The sequence below is a fragment of the Luteimonas dalianensis genome, assembly GCF_049339425.1.
GTDB lineage: Bacteria > Pseudomonadota > Gammaproteobacteria > Xanthomonadales > Xanthomonadaceae > Luteimonas > Luteimonas dalianensis.
This window is the reverse complement of sequence record NZ_JBMPPO010000002.1, coordinates 433,280-449,016: the sequence shown is the minus strand read 5'-3', so window position 1 is coordinate 449,016 and position 15,737 is coordinate 433,280. Positions and strand designations below refer to the sequence as shown.

The window sequence follows — 15,737 nt, the reverse complement described above, 5'->3', positions numbered from 1 at the left end:
CAAGACCCGCCTTTTGTAGGAGCGCGCTATTTGAGGTTGGCGTAGGCGAGGACGAGCCATTTGCTGCCGGCGTCGTCGAAGTTGACCTGGACGCGGGCGTGGGCGCCGGAGCCTTCGATGTCGGTGATGACGCCGGCGCCGAACTTGGCGTGGCTGACGTTCTGGCCGAGGCTGAAGCCGGCGCTGTCGTCAACGACGGCGTGGCCGCGGTTGCGGCGCGGGGCGGAGCCGAAGGCGGGGCGTGAGACGCCGACCTTGGGGCGCACTTCGTGCAGCAGCTCGGCGGGAATCTCGCGCAGGAACCGCGACGGCACGCCGAACATGTCCTGGCCGTGCAGCCGGCGGGATTCGGCGTAGGCGAGCACCAGCTTTTCCCGCGCGCGGGTGATGCCGACGTAGGCCAGGCGCCGCTCCTCCTCCAGCCTGCCCTGCTCCTCCACCGAGCGCTGGTTGGGGAACAGGCCCTCCTCCATGCCGACCAGGAACACCAGCGGGAACTCCAGGCCCTTGGCGCTGTGCAGGGTCATCAGCTGCACCCCGTCCTCGCCGGCCTGGGCCTGGCCTTCGCCGGCCTCCAGCGCGGCGTAGGCGAGGAAGGCGACCAGCTCGGTCAGGCCTTCGGACTCCTCGTCGTCGCCGCGGTTGAAGCGCGAGGCGACCGAGACCAGTTCGTCGAGGTTGTCGATGCGCGATTCGGAATCCAGCGCGCCGCGGCTTTCACGGGCCCAGAACTCGCGCAGGCCGGAGCGGCCCAGGACGTGTTCGATCTTCTCCTGCAGCGGCATCGCCTCGACCTCGTTGGCCAGGTCGTCGATGAGGGCGTGGAAGCCGGCCAGGGCGTTGCGGGCGCGGCCGGCGAGGCTTGCGTCCTGGCTGCAGCGCTGCGAGGCGTCCCACAGCGACAGCCCGGCGCTGCGGGCGGTCTGGCGCACCGCGTCCAGGGTGCGCCCGCCGATGCCGCGCGTGGGCGTGTTGACCGCGCGCTCGAAGGCGGCGTCGTCGCCGCGGTTGGCGATCAGGCGCATGTAGGCCAGCGCGTCCTTGATCTCGGCGCGCTCGAAGAAGCGCACGCCGCCGTAGACGCGGTAGGGAACCTCTTCGGCCAGCAGCTGCTCTTCCAGCGCCCGCGACTGGGCGTTGGAGCGGTACAGCACCGCGCAGTCACCGTGGCTGCCGCCGTCGCGCACCCACTGGCCGATGCGCTCGACCACGAAGCGCGCCTCGTCGATCTCGTTGTAGGCGGCGTACAGGTCCACCGGCTCGCCCTGCCCGCTGTCCGTCCACAGGCGCTTGCCCAGGCGATCGGGGTTGTGGGCGATGACGGCGTTGGCCGCGTCCAGGATGTTGGCGCTGGAGCGGTAGTTCTGCTCCAGGCGGATGGTCTGCGCGCGGGGGAAGTCCTTGAGGAACTTCTGCACGTTCTCGACCTTGGCGCCGCGCCAGCCGTAAATGGCCTGGTCGTCGTCGCCGACCACGAACACCTGGCCAGTGTCTCCGGCCAGCACGCGGATGAAGGCGTACTGGATGGCGTTGGTGTCCTGGAACTCGTCCACCAGGATCTGGCCGAAGCGCTGGCGGTAGTGGGCCAGCAGCGGCGCGTTGTCGCGCAGCAGCTCGTGGGCGCGCAGCAGCAGTTCGGCGAAATCCACCAGCCCCGCCCGGTCGCAGCGCTCCTGGTAGAGCGCGTAGGCGCGGTGCATGGCGTTGGACCATTCGTCCTGGCCGGCCTGGATGTGCTGCGGGCGGCGGCCTTCGTCCTTCTGGGCGTTGATCCACCAGGCGATCTGGCGCGGCGGGAAGCGGGCCTCGTCCAGCTCCAGCTGCTGGACGACGCGCTTGACCAGGCGCTGCTGGTCGTCCGAATCCAGGATCTGGAAGCCCTCGGGCAGCTTCGCGTCCTGCCAGTGCAGGCGCAGCAGGCGGTGGGCCAGGCCGTGGAAGGTGCCGATCCACATGCCGCGGGTGCTGCCGCCGGCCGGGCTGGATTCGAGCAGCGCGCTGGTGCGCTGGCGCATCTCGGCGGCGGCCTTGTTGGTGAAGGTGACCGCGAAGATGCCGTGCGCCGGCACCCCGTGCACTTCGGTGAGCCAGGCGATGCGCTGGGTCAGCACGCGGGTCTTGCCGGAGCCGGCGCCGGCCAGCACCAGGTAGTGCCCGGGCTCGGCGGAGACGGCCTGCCGCTGGTCGGCGTTGAGGCCGTCGATCAGGTGCGAAACATCCATTGCGCCATTGTATCGGCGCGCGGCCTGGCTCAGGCGGGATCGGTGGAGAGGCGCTTGAGGAGTTCTTCGAAGGGCACCGGACGGGCGAGCAGGAAACCCTGGAATTCGTCGCAGCCGCGGGCGCGCAGCCAGTCCTGCTGGGGGCGGGTTTCCACGCCTTCGGCGGTGACCGACAGGCCCAGGGCCCGGGCCATGCCCAGGATGGCCGAGCAGATGGCCTGGGCGTCGGCGCTGGACTCCAGGTCGCGGACGAAGGACCGGTCGAGCTTGAGCCGCTGCAGGGACAGGTGCTGCAGGTAGGCCAGGCTGGAGTAGCCGGTGCCGAAGTCGTCGATGGCGATGGTGGCGCCCAGCTCGCTCAGCGCCCGCATGATGCCCGAGGCGGTGGCGGGGTTGTTCAGCAGCACACTCTCGGTGAGCTCCAGTTCCAGCGCGCCCGGCGGCAGGTGATAGCGCTCCATCACCGCGCTCACCTCGCCCACCAGGCCCCCGCGCACCTGCAGCGCGGAGACGTTGACGGCCATGCGCAGGCCCCCGTGGCCCAGCGCATCCAGCTCGCGCCAGCGGCGCGCGGCCTCTTCCAGCACCCATTGGCCAAGCGGCACCACCAGCCCCGAATCCTCGCAGGCCTCCATGAACTCCCCCGGCCCGAGCAGGCCGCGCTCGGGATGCTGCCAGCGCACCAGCGCCTCTACGCCGGTGGGCCGTTCACGGGCGTCGAACTTGGGCTGGAACTCCAGCACGAACTGCTGCGCCTGCAGCGCCCGGTGCAGCTCCTGCACCAGCAGCAGGCGCTCGGCCGAGCGCGGGTTGAACGCGGGCTCGTAGGCCACGCTGCGGTTGCGGCCGCTGCGCTTGGCCTGGTCGCCGGCGCGGCTGGCAGCGCGCAGCAGGCGCTGGCCGGTATCGCCATCGGCCGGATGGCGGGCGTGGCCGAGGCTGCCCGTCACCAGCAATTCGATGCCGCGCACCCGGAGCGGCTGCGACAGCGCCGCGCGCAGGGCTTCGGCGCGCCGGGACATCTGGTCGTCGGCGACGCCGCGCAGCAGGATGCCGAACTCGTCGCCGCCCAGGCGGGCCACCAGGTCGCCCGCGGCGGCGGCTTCCAGCCGCCGAGCCTGGATCACCAGCAGTTCGTCGCCCACGCTGTGGCCCAGGCTGTCATTGATCAGCTTGAAGTGATCCAGGTTGACGTGGCATACGGAAATCGAGCGCCCGTCACCCGATGCGATGGCGGCGTCGATGGCTTCGATCAGTACGCCGCGGTTGGCCAGGCCGGTCACCGCGTCGTGGCTGGCGCGCCAGGCCATCTCGCGGGCGGCCTGGCGGCGGGCGGTGATGTCGGTGACGATGCCCACGAAGTGGGTGACCTGGGCGCCATCGTTGCGCACCGGGGCGAGCCGGATCTCCCGCCAGTGCTCCCCGTCCAGCGCCCGCGGCCCCGCCACCTCCACGGAAATCCCTTCGCCACGCTCCAGCGCGTTGCGCAGGACCTTCCTGACGTCCTCGTCGGCGATGGTGTCCACCGCCGCCTGGGCCACCGACACTCCCTGGCTGGGGTCGAGCCCGCACAGGCTGGAGAACGCGGCGTTCCCGTAGACCAGCTTCTGCTGCGCGACATCGACGATGAACACGCCTTCCCGGCTCGCCTCGACCGCGCGCCGCAGCAGGCGCAGGTCGGCCTCGGCGCGGATCTGCTCGGTCACGTCCAGGGCCAGCAGCAGGCGTGCGGGACGGCCATCGAAGGAGGCAATGTCGCGCGCGAACACCAGCGCGCTGAACACGCTGCCATCCGCGCGCCGGTGCGGCCAGACACGGCGGCCGTAGGCTTCCGGATGGTTGCGGACCTCTTCGCGCACCTCGTCCTCGGTGACGCCATCGGCCAGCAGGTCGCGCACGGCCATGCCGAGGAACTGCTCGCGCGGGTAGCCGTACTGGGCTTCGGCGGCGGCGTTGACCTCCAGCATCACCAGGTCTTCGCTGTCATAGACGGCGGCCGGCAGGGGGTGCTGTTCGTAGAGGAAGCGGTACTGCGCTTCGGCATCGCGGACGCGCTCGCGCAGGCTGCCCACGGCATGTTCGCTGGCCATGAGCGATCGGCGCACGTCGCTCTCGCGCTGGCCGGCCCGGCGCAGGAAATACAGACCGGATCCCCATGCGGTCATGAGCAGGAACCCGCCCAGCCCCAGCGAAGCAACGAAGGCCCACCAGCCGGCATGGAGCACCGCCGAGGGAATGCCCACCGTGGCCACCAGCGGCCGGCCCTCCACGACCCGGTAGCCGACCACGCGGGTCACGCCATCCATGCGACTGCGCGACTGCAGCACGCCGCCCTGGGCGCTGCGCGCCGCGACGATGGCCGGCGATTCCGACGCCGACAGGCCCGCATGCCGGGTGCCGGTGTCCGAGCGCGCGAGCAGGGTGCCGTCCTGGCCGAAAACCGAGGCCACGCCGTAGTCGCCCACGTCGTGCACCCGCAGCACGGCGCTGAACACATCCACGTCCAGCTCGGCGCGCAGCCAGAGGCTGTCGACGCTGTCCGGCGCCGAAAGCATCATGGTCACCGGCAGGCGCCACACGTCCCGGGCATCGGGGGCCGGCAGGCCCAGCTGGAGGCGGCGCACCGCGCCGCTGCCCGCGGTCGCGAAGTCCGGGGCGGCGGGCACCACCCGCAGGCCGGCAAGGGCGGGATGGCGCCGGGCAATGCCGGCCAGGGCGTCTTCGATGAGCAGCGGGATCGCGTCGGGCGCGGCATCGATGATGGTGGCCAGCCCGTCGGCCAGCGCGCGGAAGTCCGCCTCCACCCCGGTGAGCTCGTGGCTGACCTCGCGCGCGTGGCTGTCGGCCAGCGCCTGCACGTAGCGCTCGCCGGCGGCCTGGCGCACCTTCAGGTCGTTCCATGCCACCAGCACGGCCGCGGTCACGAGCCCCAGGAACAGCATGATGCCCGCCAGCCAGGCCCGTCGGCGACGGGATGCCGTGCCGTCCGACGCGACCGGCGCGGTGCCGCTCATACGGCATGCCCCGTGGCTGCCGGCGGGCAAGGCCGGGATGAAGCGGCGGGCGGCGTGGCGACGGGCTGGCCCCAGCTGAAGGTTTCCCGCAGCGTAGCGGCAAGGGCGGCCGGGCGCTACCGGGCCGCGCGGGGGCCGGCGGGTGGGACGATCCGTTGCCCGCCGTAGACGCCGCCGGGCGGATGCCGCGCCTACACTCGGTTCTTCCCGTCAGCCGGAGACACCCCCATGATCGATTTCCACTACTGGCCCACCCCCAACGGCCACAAGGTCACCCTGTTCCTTGAAGAGGCGGGGCTGGAGTACTCGGTGAAGCCGGTGAACATCGGCAACGGCGACCAGTTCGAGCCGGCGTTCCTGGAGATTTCGCCCAACAACAAGATGCCGGCGATCGTCGACCACGCGCCGGCGCACGGCGGCGGGCCGCAAAGCGTGTTCGAGTCCGGCGCGATCCTGCTGTACCTGGCGGAGAAGACCGGGAAGTTCCTGCCGGCCGATGCGCGCGCGCGGATCGAGGCGCTGGAGTGGCTGTTCTGGCAGATGGCCGGGCTCGGGCCGATGACCGGCCAGTACGGGCACTTCAACGTGTACGCGCCGGAGAAGATCCCCTACGCCATCGAGCGCTACACGAAGGAGGTGAACCGGCTGCTGAAGGTGCTGGACACGCGGCTGCAGGGGCGCGATTTCCTCGCCGGTGCGGAGTATTCGATTGCCGACATGGCGGCGTACCCGTGGATCAACGCCTACGACAGCGCCCCCCTCGACATGGCGCCCTACCCCAACGTGGTGCGCTGGCAGGAGGCGATCGCCGCCCGGCCGGCGACGGCAAAGGCGCTCGCCCTCGGCAAGCAGGTCAACCCCGACCTCGGCAAGCCCATGACCGAAGAGCAGAAAAAGCACCTCTTCGGAAAATGACGGATGCGCCATGGCAGCCCGTAGATACCGTCTTACCCGCGCATCACGCAATCCCGCGTTCGCCGCGGGGCCACGCATCGCCCTCTCAGGCGCGCTCCTACCGGGTCCTTCCGGGAGGTATGCGGTGGGGCTCGCCAAGGGACACCGAGCCGGACCGGCACAGCGTGCTGACGCGTGGTCCCTGGCGGTTACTCATGTCCCGCATATCCCACCAGTAGGGCCTGCCGACCACCACATCGTTCGGCTTGGCCTTGAAGTGGGCGACGATGAGACCGTCCTCGCGCGTGGTCACTCGCATGAACGGGTGCCGGCCGCGCTTGCTGTCGCGGTACAGCGCAACGCCGCCCTGCAGGAGCTCACCGTCAGAGGTGAGGATGCCGGCGATGAGTTCGCAGGTCTCACCATCCGCGAGCATCCGCGCCTGGGGCCGCATCGGCAGCACGTGGGCGTAGCCGGGCGGCGGGACGTCGGCATCGGCAGGCAGCGCACCGCGCTGCTGCGCCTGCACGGCGGTGGCGGCAAACAGCAGCAGCGCGCACGCCAGGGCCGTACCGGCACGGGCCGCGACGCTCTGACGGGACCGTGTACCAGCTCCTTCCATCTCCCACTCCTTCCTGATCGCCAACCCAAGTGTACGTACGGCGAGGGCGGACCGTCGCAGCGGCTCGGCTAGACTTGGCGTTGCCATCCGGCTCCCACCGCACCGGAGATCCAATGCGCCTGTTCCTGTATGCAACCGCCCTCATGACCGCACTCATTTTCCCCGCCTCGGCCGACGACGGCCGCCTGACTTTGGAAGCCATCACCGGCGACGCGCCGCTGGCCGGGCCGACGCTGATGCGCCCGCAGGTGGCGCCGGACGGCTCGCGGGTGACCTTCCTGCGCGGGCGCGACGAGGACCGCAACCGGCTGGACCTGTGGGAGTACCACATCGAAAGCGGGCAGACCCGGATGCTGGTGGACTCGTCGGTGGTGCTGCCGGGCGAGGAGGCGCTGAGCGACGAGGAGAAGGCGCGGCGCGAGCGCCAGCGCATCGCCGGGCTGAGCGGGATCGTGGATTACCAGTGGGCGCCGGACGCGCGCCGGCTGCTGTTCCCGCTGGGTGGGGAGCTGTACCTGTATGACCTGGCTGCTGAAGGCGCCGACGCGGTGCGCAAGCTGACTGACGGCGGCGGCTTCGCCACCGATCCCAAGCTGTCGCCGCAGGGCGGCTACGTGAGCTTCATCCGCGAGCGCGACCTGTGGGTGATCGACCTGGGCAGCGGCGAGGAGGTGCGGCTCACCCACGACGCGTCGGAGGTGATCGGCAACGGCGTGGCCGAGTTCGTGGCCGATGAGGAAATGGACCGCCATACCGGCTACTGGTGGGCGCCGGATGATTCGGCGATCGCGTTTGCGCGGATCGACGAGTCGCCGGTGTCGATCCATCGCCGCTACGAGGTGTATCCGGATCGCACCGAGGTGATCGAGCAGCGCTATCCGTTTGCCGGCGATCCCAACGTGCTGGTGCAGCTGGGCGTGATCGCGCCGCGCGCGGGCGCGCAGCCGCGGTGGATCGACCTGGGCGAGGACACCGACATTTACCTGGCGCGGGTGGACTGGCGCGGGCCCGGGCGGCTGACGTTCCAGCGCCAGTCGCGCGACCAGCAGACCCTGGAGCTGATTGAAACGGCGCTGGATTCGGGCGCGCAGCGGGTGCTGGTCACCGAGACCGCCGATACCTGGGTGCCGCTGCACAACAGCCTGCGCTTCCTGCGCGACGGACGGATCCTGTGGAGTTCGGAGCGCAGCGGCTACCAGCACCTGTACGTGGCCGAAGAGGACGGCAGCGGGATGCGGGCGCTGACCTCGGGCGAGTGGCCGGTGGCGTCGCTGCTGGCGGTGGACGAGGACGCGGGACTGGTCTATTTCGCGGCCAGCCCGGACGCGCCGCTGGAGATGCATATCAACGCGGTGCCGCTGGCCGGCGGCGAGGTGGTGCGGCTTTCGCGCGAGCCGGGCACGCATGCGGGCAGCTTCGCCCGCAACGCCAGCGTGTACGTGGACAGCTGGTCGAGCGCGACGAGGCTGCCTCAGGTGCAGCTGTTCCGCGCCGACGGCAGCCATGTCGCCGACCTGATCGAGAACGACCCGGCCGACCCGGAACATCCGTACGCCGGCTTCATCGACGCCCACCTGCCGGTGGAGTTCGGCACCATGACCGCGGCGGACGGGCGCAGCACGCTGTACTACAGCCTGACCAGGCCGAAGGACTTCGACCCGGCGCGCAAGTACCCGGTGGTGGTGCACGTGTACGGCGGGCCGGTGGGGCGCACGGTGACCAACGCCTGGGCTTCGCGCGGGGATGCGCTGTTCAACCAGTACCTGGCCCAGCGCGGCTACGTGGTGTTTTCGATCGACAACCGCGGCACGCCGGGGCGCGGGGCGGAGTTCGTGGGCGCGCTGTACCGCCGCCAGGGCACGGTAGAGGTGGAAGACCAGGTGCGCGGCGTGGAGTGGCTGCGCGGACAGCCGTGGGTGGATCCGGCGCGGATCGGCGTGCACGGCTGGTCGAACGGCGGCTACATGACCCTGATGCTGCTGGCCAAGGCGCCGGACCACTACGCCTGCGGGATCTCCGGGGCACCGGTGGCGGACTGGGCGCTGTATGACACCCACTACACCGAGCGCTACATGCACACGCCGCAGGACAACCCGGAGGGCTACCGCGAGGCCAGCGTGTTCACGCACGCCGACAACATCCGCCCGGGCAGCCTGCTGCTGATCCACGGGATGGCGGACGACAACGTGCTGTTCTCCAACGCGACCCAGCTGATGAGCCAGCTGCAGCAGGCGGGCACGGCGTTCGAGCTGATGACCTACCCCGGCGCCAAGCACGGCCTGCGTGGCGCGGACGCCCTGCACCGCTACCGACTGAGCGAGTCCTTCTTCAACCGCTGCCTGGGGCATACGGCCGAATAAAGGCGCTTCTCCCGGGTCCGGGGTTGCTTCTTCGCTTAGCTCGCCGTGAGCTGAGGGGCCCCGCCGCGGCCGGCAGGCCTTTGCGCTCCATGTCCCCCGGCCTGCGCCTGCGGCTCCGGCCTCCTCCTTTACTTACGCGCAAAGGCCTCCCGACCACAGCGGGGCTCGGCTTGCGGAAGCTGCGATCCGGCTGCTTCGCTTTCGGCTCCGCTGCCACACAGGCCCAAGCACCGGGCGGGGGTGCCCTTCAGGCGTAAGTAAAGGAGGAGGTGGCGGCCGCAGGCCGACGCCGGGGGACATGGAGCCTGAAGGGCACCGCCGGCCGGGGCCCCGCGTCGTATTAACGCGCCTGTTGGAGAAGAGCGTGAATAAAAGGGGAATTCCCCGTTTATGCGGAGCGTCCGTGGAGCTGGCCACCTCGGGACATGAGGACGGCAATGGGTCTTGTGCCCCGGAACTCGGAGAGCACGATGCCCAGCACCGAGGTGATGGGGACGGCGAGGAAGGCGCCGGGGATGCCCCACAGGCTGCCCCAGATGGTGAGGCTGGCCAGGATCACGAACGGGCTGAGGTTGAGCGAATTGCCCAGCAGCCACGGGTCCAGGAAATTGCCGATCACGAACTGCGCGCTGGTCAACAGGATCAACAGCGTGATCACCGTGCTCCAGTCGCCGAACTGCACGATCGCCCACGCCACCGGGAACAGCACGCCCAGAAACGAGCCGATGTAGGGCACGAAGTTGAGCACCGTGATCAGCACCGCCCAGAAGCCGGCGAACTCGACCCCGAAGGCGGCCATGATCACCCAGCTGATCGCGCCCAGCACCACGCTGACCAGGGTCTTGAGCGCCAGGTACTGGCCCACCCGCGTGCTGATGTTGTCGAGTACCTGCTTCACCCGCGAGACGTCGTCCGGATCCTCCGACAGCTTGCGCAGCTTCTCCGGGAACACCCGCTTTTCCACCAGCAGGAAGGTGACGTACAGCAGCACCACCACCAGGGTGGCGACGATGGCGGTGACCGAGACCACGGTGGAGCCGATGATGGCCTGGGTGCTGATCTGTTCGAGCACCTGGTCGCGCAGGGCCCGCCAGGTGGGCGCGGTCTCGATGTTCAGGAACTCGGCGCCGCGCTGGATCATCTGCAGCAGGGACTGCTCGTATTCGGGCACCAGCTGCACCACCCGGCCGATGTTGTTGACCACCAGCAGCACGCCGGCGGTGATGGTGCCCAGGATGGCGGCGATGGAGGCCGCGTAGCACAGCCACGGCGGCAGCCAGCGGCCCACGGTGGGCAGGCGCCGCAGCCCGCGCGAGAGGCCGATGATGATGTAGGCCACGATCACGCCGAACACCATGGGCACGAACACCGGCCGGCCGATGTAGAGCACCCAGCCGATGATCACCGCCAGCAGCGCGCCGTAGACGATGGCCTGCAGGCGGCCGTGCACCAGCGCCTGGCGCGCCTGCGGGGGCAGCGGGGCGGGCCTGGCGGGATCGCGGTGGGATTCGGGCGTGGTCTGATCCATGGGGGAATGTTCGCACGGCGCGGACGCATTCACATGCGCTGGCCGCGGGCGTGGCTAACGTGCGCAGACACCCCTGCTGGCCATCGGCCGAGCGATGACCGACACCAGGCGTCACCGCCCATCCCTGCTGCGCGTGCGTGCCGCCGCCCTGCCCGCGGCCGCGCTGCTGCTGGCCGGGTGCGCGGGGCCGCGCTCGATGCTGGATCCGGCCGGGCCGTCGGCGCAGCGGATCTCGGAGATCTGGTGGGTGATGTTCACCGGCGCGGTGGTGATCTGGGGGCTGGTGCTGGCGTTCCTGCTCATCGCCCTGCTGCGCGGGCAGAACAAGCGCGCGCTGGCCAGGCCGCAGCGGCTGATCATCGGCGGCGGGCTGGTGCTGCCCACGGTGGTGCTGGGCGCGCTGCTGGCATGGGGCACGCTGGACAGCGCGCGCCTGACCGGGCTTGGCGAGCAGCCGGCGGCGGTGGTGGAGGTGACCGCCCGGCAGTGGTTCTGGGAATTCCGCTACCTGGACGATGATGGCAACGCGGTGGCGGCCAGCCGCGACGTGCTGGCGATGCCGCTGGCGCGGATGGTGGAGTTCCGCATCACCAGCGAGGATGTGATCCACAGCTTCTGGATCCCGCGCCTGGGCGGCAAGATGGATGCGATCCCCGGGCGCGTGAACACGCTGCGTCTGCGCGCCGACCACGACGGCGGCGGCACCCCGATCGGCGGCCAGTGCGCGGAGTTCTGCGGGCTGCTGCACGCGCGCATGCACTTCCAGGTGCAGGTGCTGGATGCAGGCGACTGGGAGGCGTGGCTGCGCGCGAACGCGGTGGACGCGGCGGGCACGCAGCCTGCGGGGGCCGGGACATGAGCACCACGACGCAAGCGCCCGCCACGCCCGGCCCCATCGACCCGATGGAGAACGCGGCCCGGCTGGAGGAGCTGCACCGGATCTGGGGCAACGAGCCGGGCATCGCCGGCCAGCTGAGGGCGGTGAACCACGGCACCATCGCGATGCGCTTCATCGTCACCGGTTTCGCGTTCCTGCTGGTAGGCGGGCTGCTGGGCATGTTCATCCGCCTGCAGCTGGCGTGGTTCGACGTGCAGGTGCTGGATCCGGCGCGGTTCAACCAGTTCGTGACCATGCACGGCACGACGATGATGTTCCTGTTCGCGGTGCCGATCCTGGAAGGCTTCGCGATGTACCTGCTGCCCAAGATGCTGGGCTCGCGCGACCTGCCGTTCCCGCGGCTCTCGGCGTTCGGGTACTGGTGCTATCTGTTCGGCGGGCTGTTCCTGTATTCGAGCTTCCTGTTCGACGCGGCGCCGGACGGTGGCTGGTTCATGTACGTACCGCTGAGCGACAGCACCTACTCGCCGGGGCTGGGCGCGGACTTCTGGCTGATCGGGGTGACGTTCGCCGAGATCGCGGCGGTGCTGGCGGCGATCGAACTGATCGTGGCGGTGCTGATCTGCCGCGCGCCGGGCATGGATCTGCGGCGGATGCCGCTGTTTGCCTGGGCGATGCTGGTGACGGCGTTCATGATCGCGTTCGGGTTCCCGCCGCTGATCCTGGCGTCGATCCTGCTGGAGATCCAGCGCGCGTTCGATTTCGCCTTCTTCGAGGTGGCCCGCGGCGGCGATCCGCTGCTGTGGCAGCACCTGTTCTGGCTGTTCGGGCATCCGGAGGTATACATCATCTTCCTGCCGGCGGCGGGCATGGTGTCGATGGTGATCTCGACTTTCGCGCGCAGGCCGATCGTGGGCTACACCTGGATCGTGCTGGCGTTCGTATCGGTGGGATTCCTGAGCTTCGGGCTGTGGGTGCACCACATGTACACGGTGGGCATACCGCTGCTGGCGCTGGCGTTCTTCAGCGCGGCGAGCATGGCGGTGGCGATCCCGATGGGGATCCAGGTATTCGCGTGGATCGCCACGCTGTGGTCGGGCAAGCCGTGGCTGCGGATACCGATGCTGTACCTGTTCGGGTTCTTCTTCATCTTCATCCCCGGCGGGCTGACCGGGGTGATGCTGGCGATGGTGCCGCTGGACTGGCAGGTGCACGACACCCACTTCGTGGTCGCGCACCTGCACTACGTGCTGATCGGCGGGATGATGTTCCCGCTGTTCGCGGCGCTGTATTACTGGCTGCCGCTGGCGACCGGGCGGATGCCGTCGGAGAGCCTGTCGCGCACGGCGTTCTGGATGGTGTTCCTGGGCTTCAACCTGACCTTCCTGCCGATGCACCTGACCGGGCTGCTGGGCATGCCGCGGCGGGTGTACACCTATCCGGAGGAGCTGAAGGTGCAGTGGCTGAACCTGTTCTCCACAGCGGCCGGGTTCGTGCTGGCGGTGGGGATGGTGGCCATTGCGATCGACGTGGTCATCAGCCTGCGCTCGGGCCGGCGCGCGGCGCGCAATCCGTGGAAGGCGGGGACGCTGGAGTGGGCGGTGCCGTTCCCGGTGCCGCAGTTCAACTTCGCCTCGGTGCCGGAGGTGGCCTGCCGCTATCCGCTGTGGGATCGGCCGGAGACGGACGAGGCCACCGACCGCGCCGACGGGTTGCTGGGCAAGCCGGGCGACGGGCGGCGCGAGCTGCTGGGCACGGGGATCCTGTCCGCGCGGCCGGAGCAGGTGATCCGGGTGTCGACTTCGACCTGGATCCCGCTGCTGGCGGCGCTGGTGCTGTCGGCGCTGCTGGCGTGCTTCATCGCCAAGTTCTACCTGGGCGCAGCGCTGATGGTGGTGCCGCTGCTGGCGCTGTTCGGGGTGTGGGCGTGGACGACCGGGCACCGGCAGGCGCCGCTGGAGGTGGAGGCGAAGCCGGGGCTGGTGCTGCCGACCCAGTACGCGGCGCGCAATGCGCCCGGGTGGTGGGCGCTGGTGGTGTCGCTGCTGATCGACGGGGCGCTGTTTGCGTCGCTGGTGTTTGCGTATTTCTACCTGTGGCTGGGGACGCCGGCGTGGCCGCCTGCGGGCATCGGGATCGGCGGGTTGGGAATGCCGCTGGTGGCGCTGGGGCTGCTGGGTGGATGCGCGGTGGCGGCACGGTGGGCGTGGCGGGCGCTGCCGACGGGCCGTGACTCCGCGGGGCGCAATGGCCTGGCGTGGCTGGCGGCCGCGGTGCTGGGCACCGGCTTCATCGTGTTCCACTGGCTGGCGCTGGCCGGGCCGGTGGGCGCGCCGCAGGTGCATGCGTATGCGTCGGTGGTGTGGACGCTGGCCGGCTTCCACCTGGTGCACGTGGCGGTGGCGGTGCTGGCGTCGCTGTTCGTGGCGGCGCGGCTTCGCCATGGCTACGTCAGCGCGGCGCGGCCGCTGGAGGCGCGGGTGGCGGCGGCGCTGTGGCGCTACACAGTGGCCCAGGGGGTGATCACCTGGGCGGTGATCCACCTGTTTCCGAGGATGAGCTGATGCTGGAGCGGATCGGCCCGTGGCGACTGACCGGGATGGCGATGCCGCTGGCGGCGTGGGCGGCGCATTTCCTGGCGGTGTACATCATGCAGGGGCTGGCCTGTGGCGAGGACTGGCAGCGCGGGCGGGCGGCGGGGCTGGAGATGGTCAGCTGGTGGCTGCTGCTGGCGACGGTGCTGGCGCTGGCGCTGATCGCCTGGCAGGGGGTGCGGGCGCTGCGGTGCCGGCGGCTGGCGAGGTTCGAGGTGCGCGCGGCGAAGGGTGCGGATACGCCGGTGGCGGCCGCGGCCCGCCGGCGTCATTTCATGGCGATGCTGACGGCGCTGGTGTCGGTGGTGGCGTTCATCGCGACCTGTTTCACGGCGCTGCCGGTGCTGCTGCTGCCGCCGTGTGCGTGAGGAGATGATGGAAGAGAAGGGACTCAAGCAACCCGTGGCCAGGGATCGCGCTCCCGCGGTGGAGAGCGTGATGGCGATTGCGAAGCATCCGATCCATCCGATGCTGGTGACGTTCCCGATCGCTTTTTTGTCTTCGGTGCCGCTGGTGGACGTGGCCTACCTGCTGTTTTCGGATCCGTTCTGGGCGCGGGTGGGGCTGTGGTTGAACATCGCGGGGCTGGGGCTGGGGGTGGTGGCGGGAATCGTGGGGACGCTGGATCTGATCCTGGTGCGGGTGGCGCGGCGGCATGTGTCGGCGTGGAGCCATTTCCTGGTGGCGGTGATGGCGCTGGCGCTGGCGGCGCTGGGGGTGTGGCTGCGCTGGCCGGATCCGGCGGCGGCGGTCTGGCCGTGGGGTCTGGTGCAGGGGGGGGTGATGGTGGGGGTGGTGATGGTTGCCGGGTGGCTGGGGGGGTCGCTGAGTTTCCAGCATGGGATCGGGGTGTATGGGCATACGAAGGCGGGGGATGATCCCGGGGAGGATGATTTGCCTGGGCCGTGAGGTTTGGTGTGGGGTGTGGGGGTGTGGGTTTCGTGGGTGTGGGTTTCGTGGGTGTGGGGCTTCGTGGGTGTGGGGCTTCGTGGGTGTGGGGCTTCGTGGGTGTGGGGTTTCGTGGGTGTGGGGTTTCGTGGGTTGGGGGTTTCGTGGGTTGGGACGCGGGCTTCCGGAGCGTGGGCTTCGGGGGCGCGGACTGCTGGGGGCGCGGCTCACCGCAACGGTGAGGGCGGCTCTTGCGGTGGGAGTTGGCCTTCGTTTTCCAGGAGTGCCTGGGGTGGGGCTGGGAGGTTGGCGGCGGTGTGGGGCTTGGCGCCGGTGAGGGCGGCGATGGCGAGGATGAGGGCGAGGGGGAGCCAGCCCAGGGTTCGGTAGAACCAGGGGCCGTGGCGGTCGTTGCCCTGGCCGAGCTGGTACAGGGACATGCCCAGGTAGAGGTGGATGAAGACGGCGATGGCGACGACCGCGAGCTTCATGACCAGCCAGGCGCCGTCGGGGTTCCAGGCCATGAGGATCATGCCGGCGACGGTGGTGACGAGGGCGGCGGGGGTGGCGATGCGGAAGTAGAGGAAGTTGGCGGCGGGGTTGAGGTAGGCGCGGTCGGCGTCGATTTCGTCGCGGTGGTGGGCGACGAACAGGCGCGGGAGGAAGAACAGGCCGGTGAACCAGACTGCCATGGCGCCGATGTGGATGACCTTGAGCCAGAAGTACATGGGTTCCACGCTCCCGTCGGAAGTGTGCCGGCATGGCTGCGAACGGGCA

At 70.1% G+C, this 15,737-nt stretch carries 11 protein-coding genes; 6 read left to right on the top strand and 5 right to left on the bottom strand.

Going from position 1 to position 15,737, the window contains the following annotated elements; all coding sequences use genetic code 11:
• Positions 1 to 26: 26 nt before the first annotated feature.
• Entirely contained in the window at positions 27 to 2,222 is a 2,196-nt protein-coding gene (gene uvrD, locus ACOZ90_RS04270; RefSeq protein WP_422892388.1) for a DNA helicase II, read from the bottom strand.
• 29 nt (positions 2,223 to 2,251) lie between these two features.
• On the bottom strand, positions 2,252 to 5,236 hold the full coding sequence (locus tag ACOZ90_RS04265) for a bifunctional diguanylate cyclase/phosphodiesterase (protein WP_422892387.1): 2,985 nt from the start codon (positions 5,234 to 5,236) through the stop codon (positions 2,252 to 2,254).
• 228 nt (positions 5,237 to 5,464) lie between these two features.
• Here ACOZ90_RS04265 and ACOZ90_RS04260 point away from each other — a divergent pair, with 228 nt between their 5' ends.
• A complete protein-coding gene (locus ACOZ90_RS04260; protein ID WP_422892386.1) occupies positions 5,465 to 6,151 on the top strand; it encodes a glutathione binding-like protein in 687 nt (228 codons plus the stop codon).
• A gap of 97 nt (positions 6,152 to 6,248) precedes the next feature.
• Here the strand turns inward: ACOZ90_RS04260 and ACOZ90_RS04255 are convergent, their stop codons facing one another.
• Complete coding sequence (locus ACOZ90_RS04255; protein ID WP_422892385.1) at positions 6,249 to 6,776, bottom strand: hypothetical protein; 528 nt, start codon at positions 6,774 to 6,776, stop codon at positions 6,249 to 6,251.
• Positions 6,777 to 6,865: 89 nt separating this feature from the next.
• On the opposite strand from ACOZ90_RS04255, the gene ACOZ90_RS04250 reads away from it, so the two are divergent.
• Complete coding sequence (locus ACOZ90_RS04250) at positions 6,866 to 9,112, top strand: S9 family peptidase (protein ID WP_422892384.1); 2,247 nt, start codon at positions 6,866 to 6,868, stop codon at positions 9,110 to 9,112.
• Positions 9,113 to 9,500: 388 nt separating this feature from the next.
• On the opposite strand, the gene ACOZ90_RS04245 is transcribed toward ACOZ90_RS04250, so the two are convergent.
• Positions 9,501 to 10,640, bottom strand: coding sequence for an AI-2E family transporter (locus tag ACOZ90_RS04245; protein WP_422892383.1), 1,140 nt, complete (start codon positions 10,638 to 10,640; stop codon positions 9,501 to 9,503).
• 94 nt (positions 10,641 to 10,734) lie between these two features.
• Between ACOZ90_RS04245 and coxB the strand changes: the two genes are divergently transcribed.
• From coxB to ACOZ90_RS04225, 4 genes are read left to right on the top strand one after another with little or no spacing between them, the layout of a single operon-like run.
• Positions 10,735 to 11,499 (top strand): cytochrome c oxidase subunit II, encoded by a 765-nt coding sequence (gene coxB / locus ACOZ90_RS04240; protein ID WP_422892382.1) that lies wholly within the window; start codon positions 10,735 to 10,737, stop codon positions 11,497 to 11,499.
• Positions 11,496 to 14,042 (top strand): cytochrome c oxidase subunit I, encoded by a 2,547-nt coding sequence (gene ctaD, locus ACOZ90_RS04235; protein WP_422892381.1) that lies wholly within the window; start codon positions 11,496 to 11,498, stop codon positions 14,040 to 14,042. The genes coxB and ctaD overlap by 4 nt, the downstream gene beginning before the upstream one ends.
• Positions 14,042 to 14,440 (top strand): hypothetical protein, encoded by a 399-nt coding sequence (locus ACOZ90_RS04230; protein ID WP_422892380.1) that lies wholly within the window; start codon positions 14,042 to 14,044, stop codon positions 14,438 to 14,440. The genes ctaD and ACOZ90_RS04230 overlap by 1 nt, the downstream gene beginning before the upstream one ends.
• A 7-nt stretch (positions 14,441 to 14,447) precedes the next feature.
• A complete protein-coding gene (locus ACOZ90_RS04225) occupies positions 14,448 to 14,981 on the top strand; it encodes a DUF2231 domain-containing protein (protein WP_422892379.1) in 534 nt (177 codons plus the stop codon).
• Between the two features lie 206 nt (positions 14,982 to 15,187).
• On the opposite strand, the gene ACOZ90_RS04220 is transcribed toward ACOZ90_RS04225, so the two are convergent.
• Positions 15,188 to 15,688 (bottom strand): CopD family protein, encoded by a 501-nt coding sequence (locus tag ACOZ90_RS04220; RefSeq protein ID WP_422892378.1) that lies wholly within the window; start codon positions 15,686 to 15,688, stop codon positions 15,188 to 15,190.
• Positions 15,689 to 15,737 lie beyond the last annotated feature (49 nt).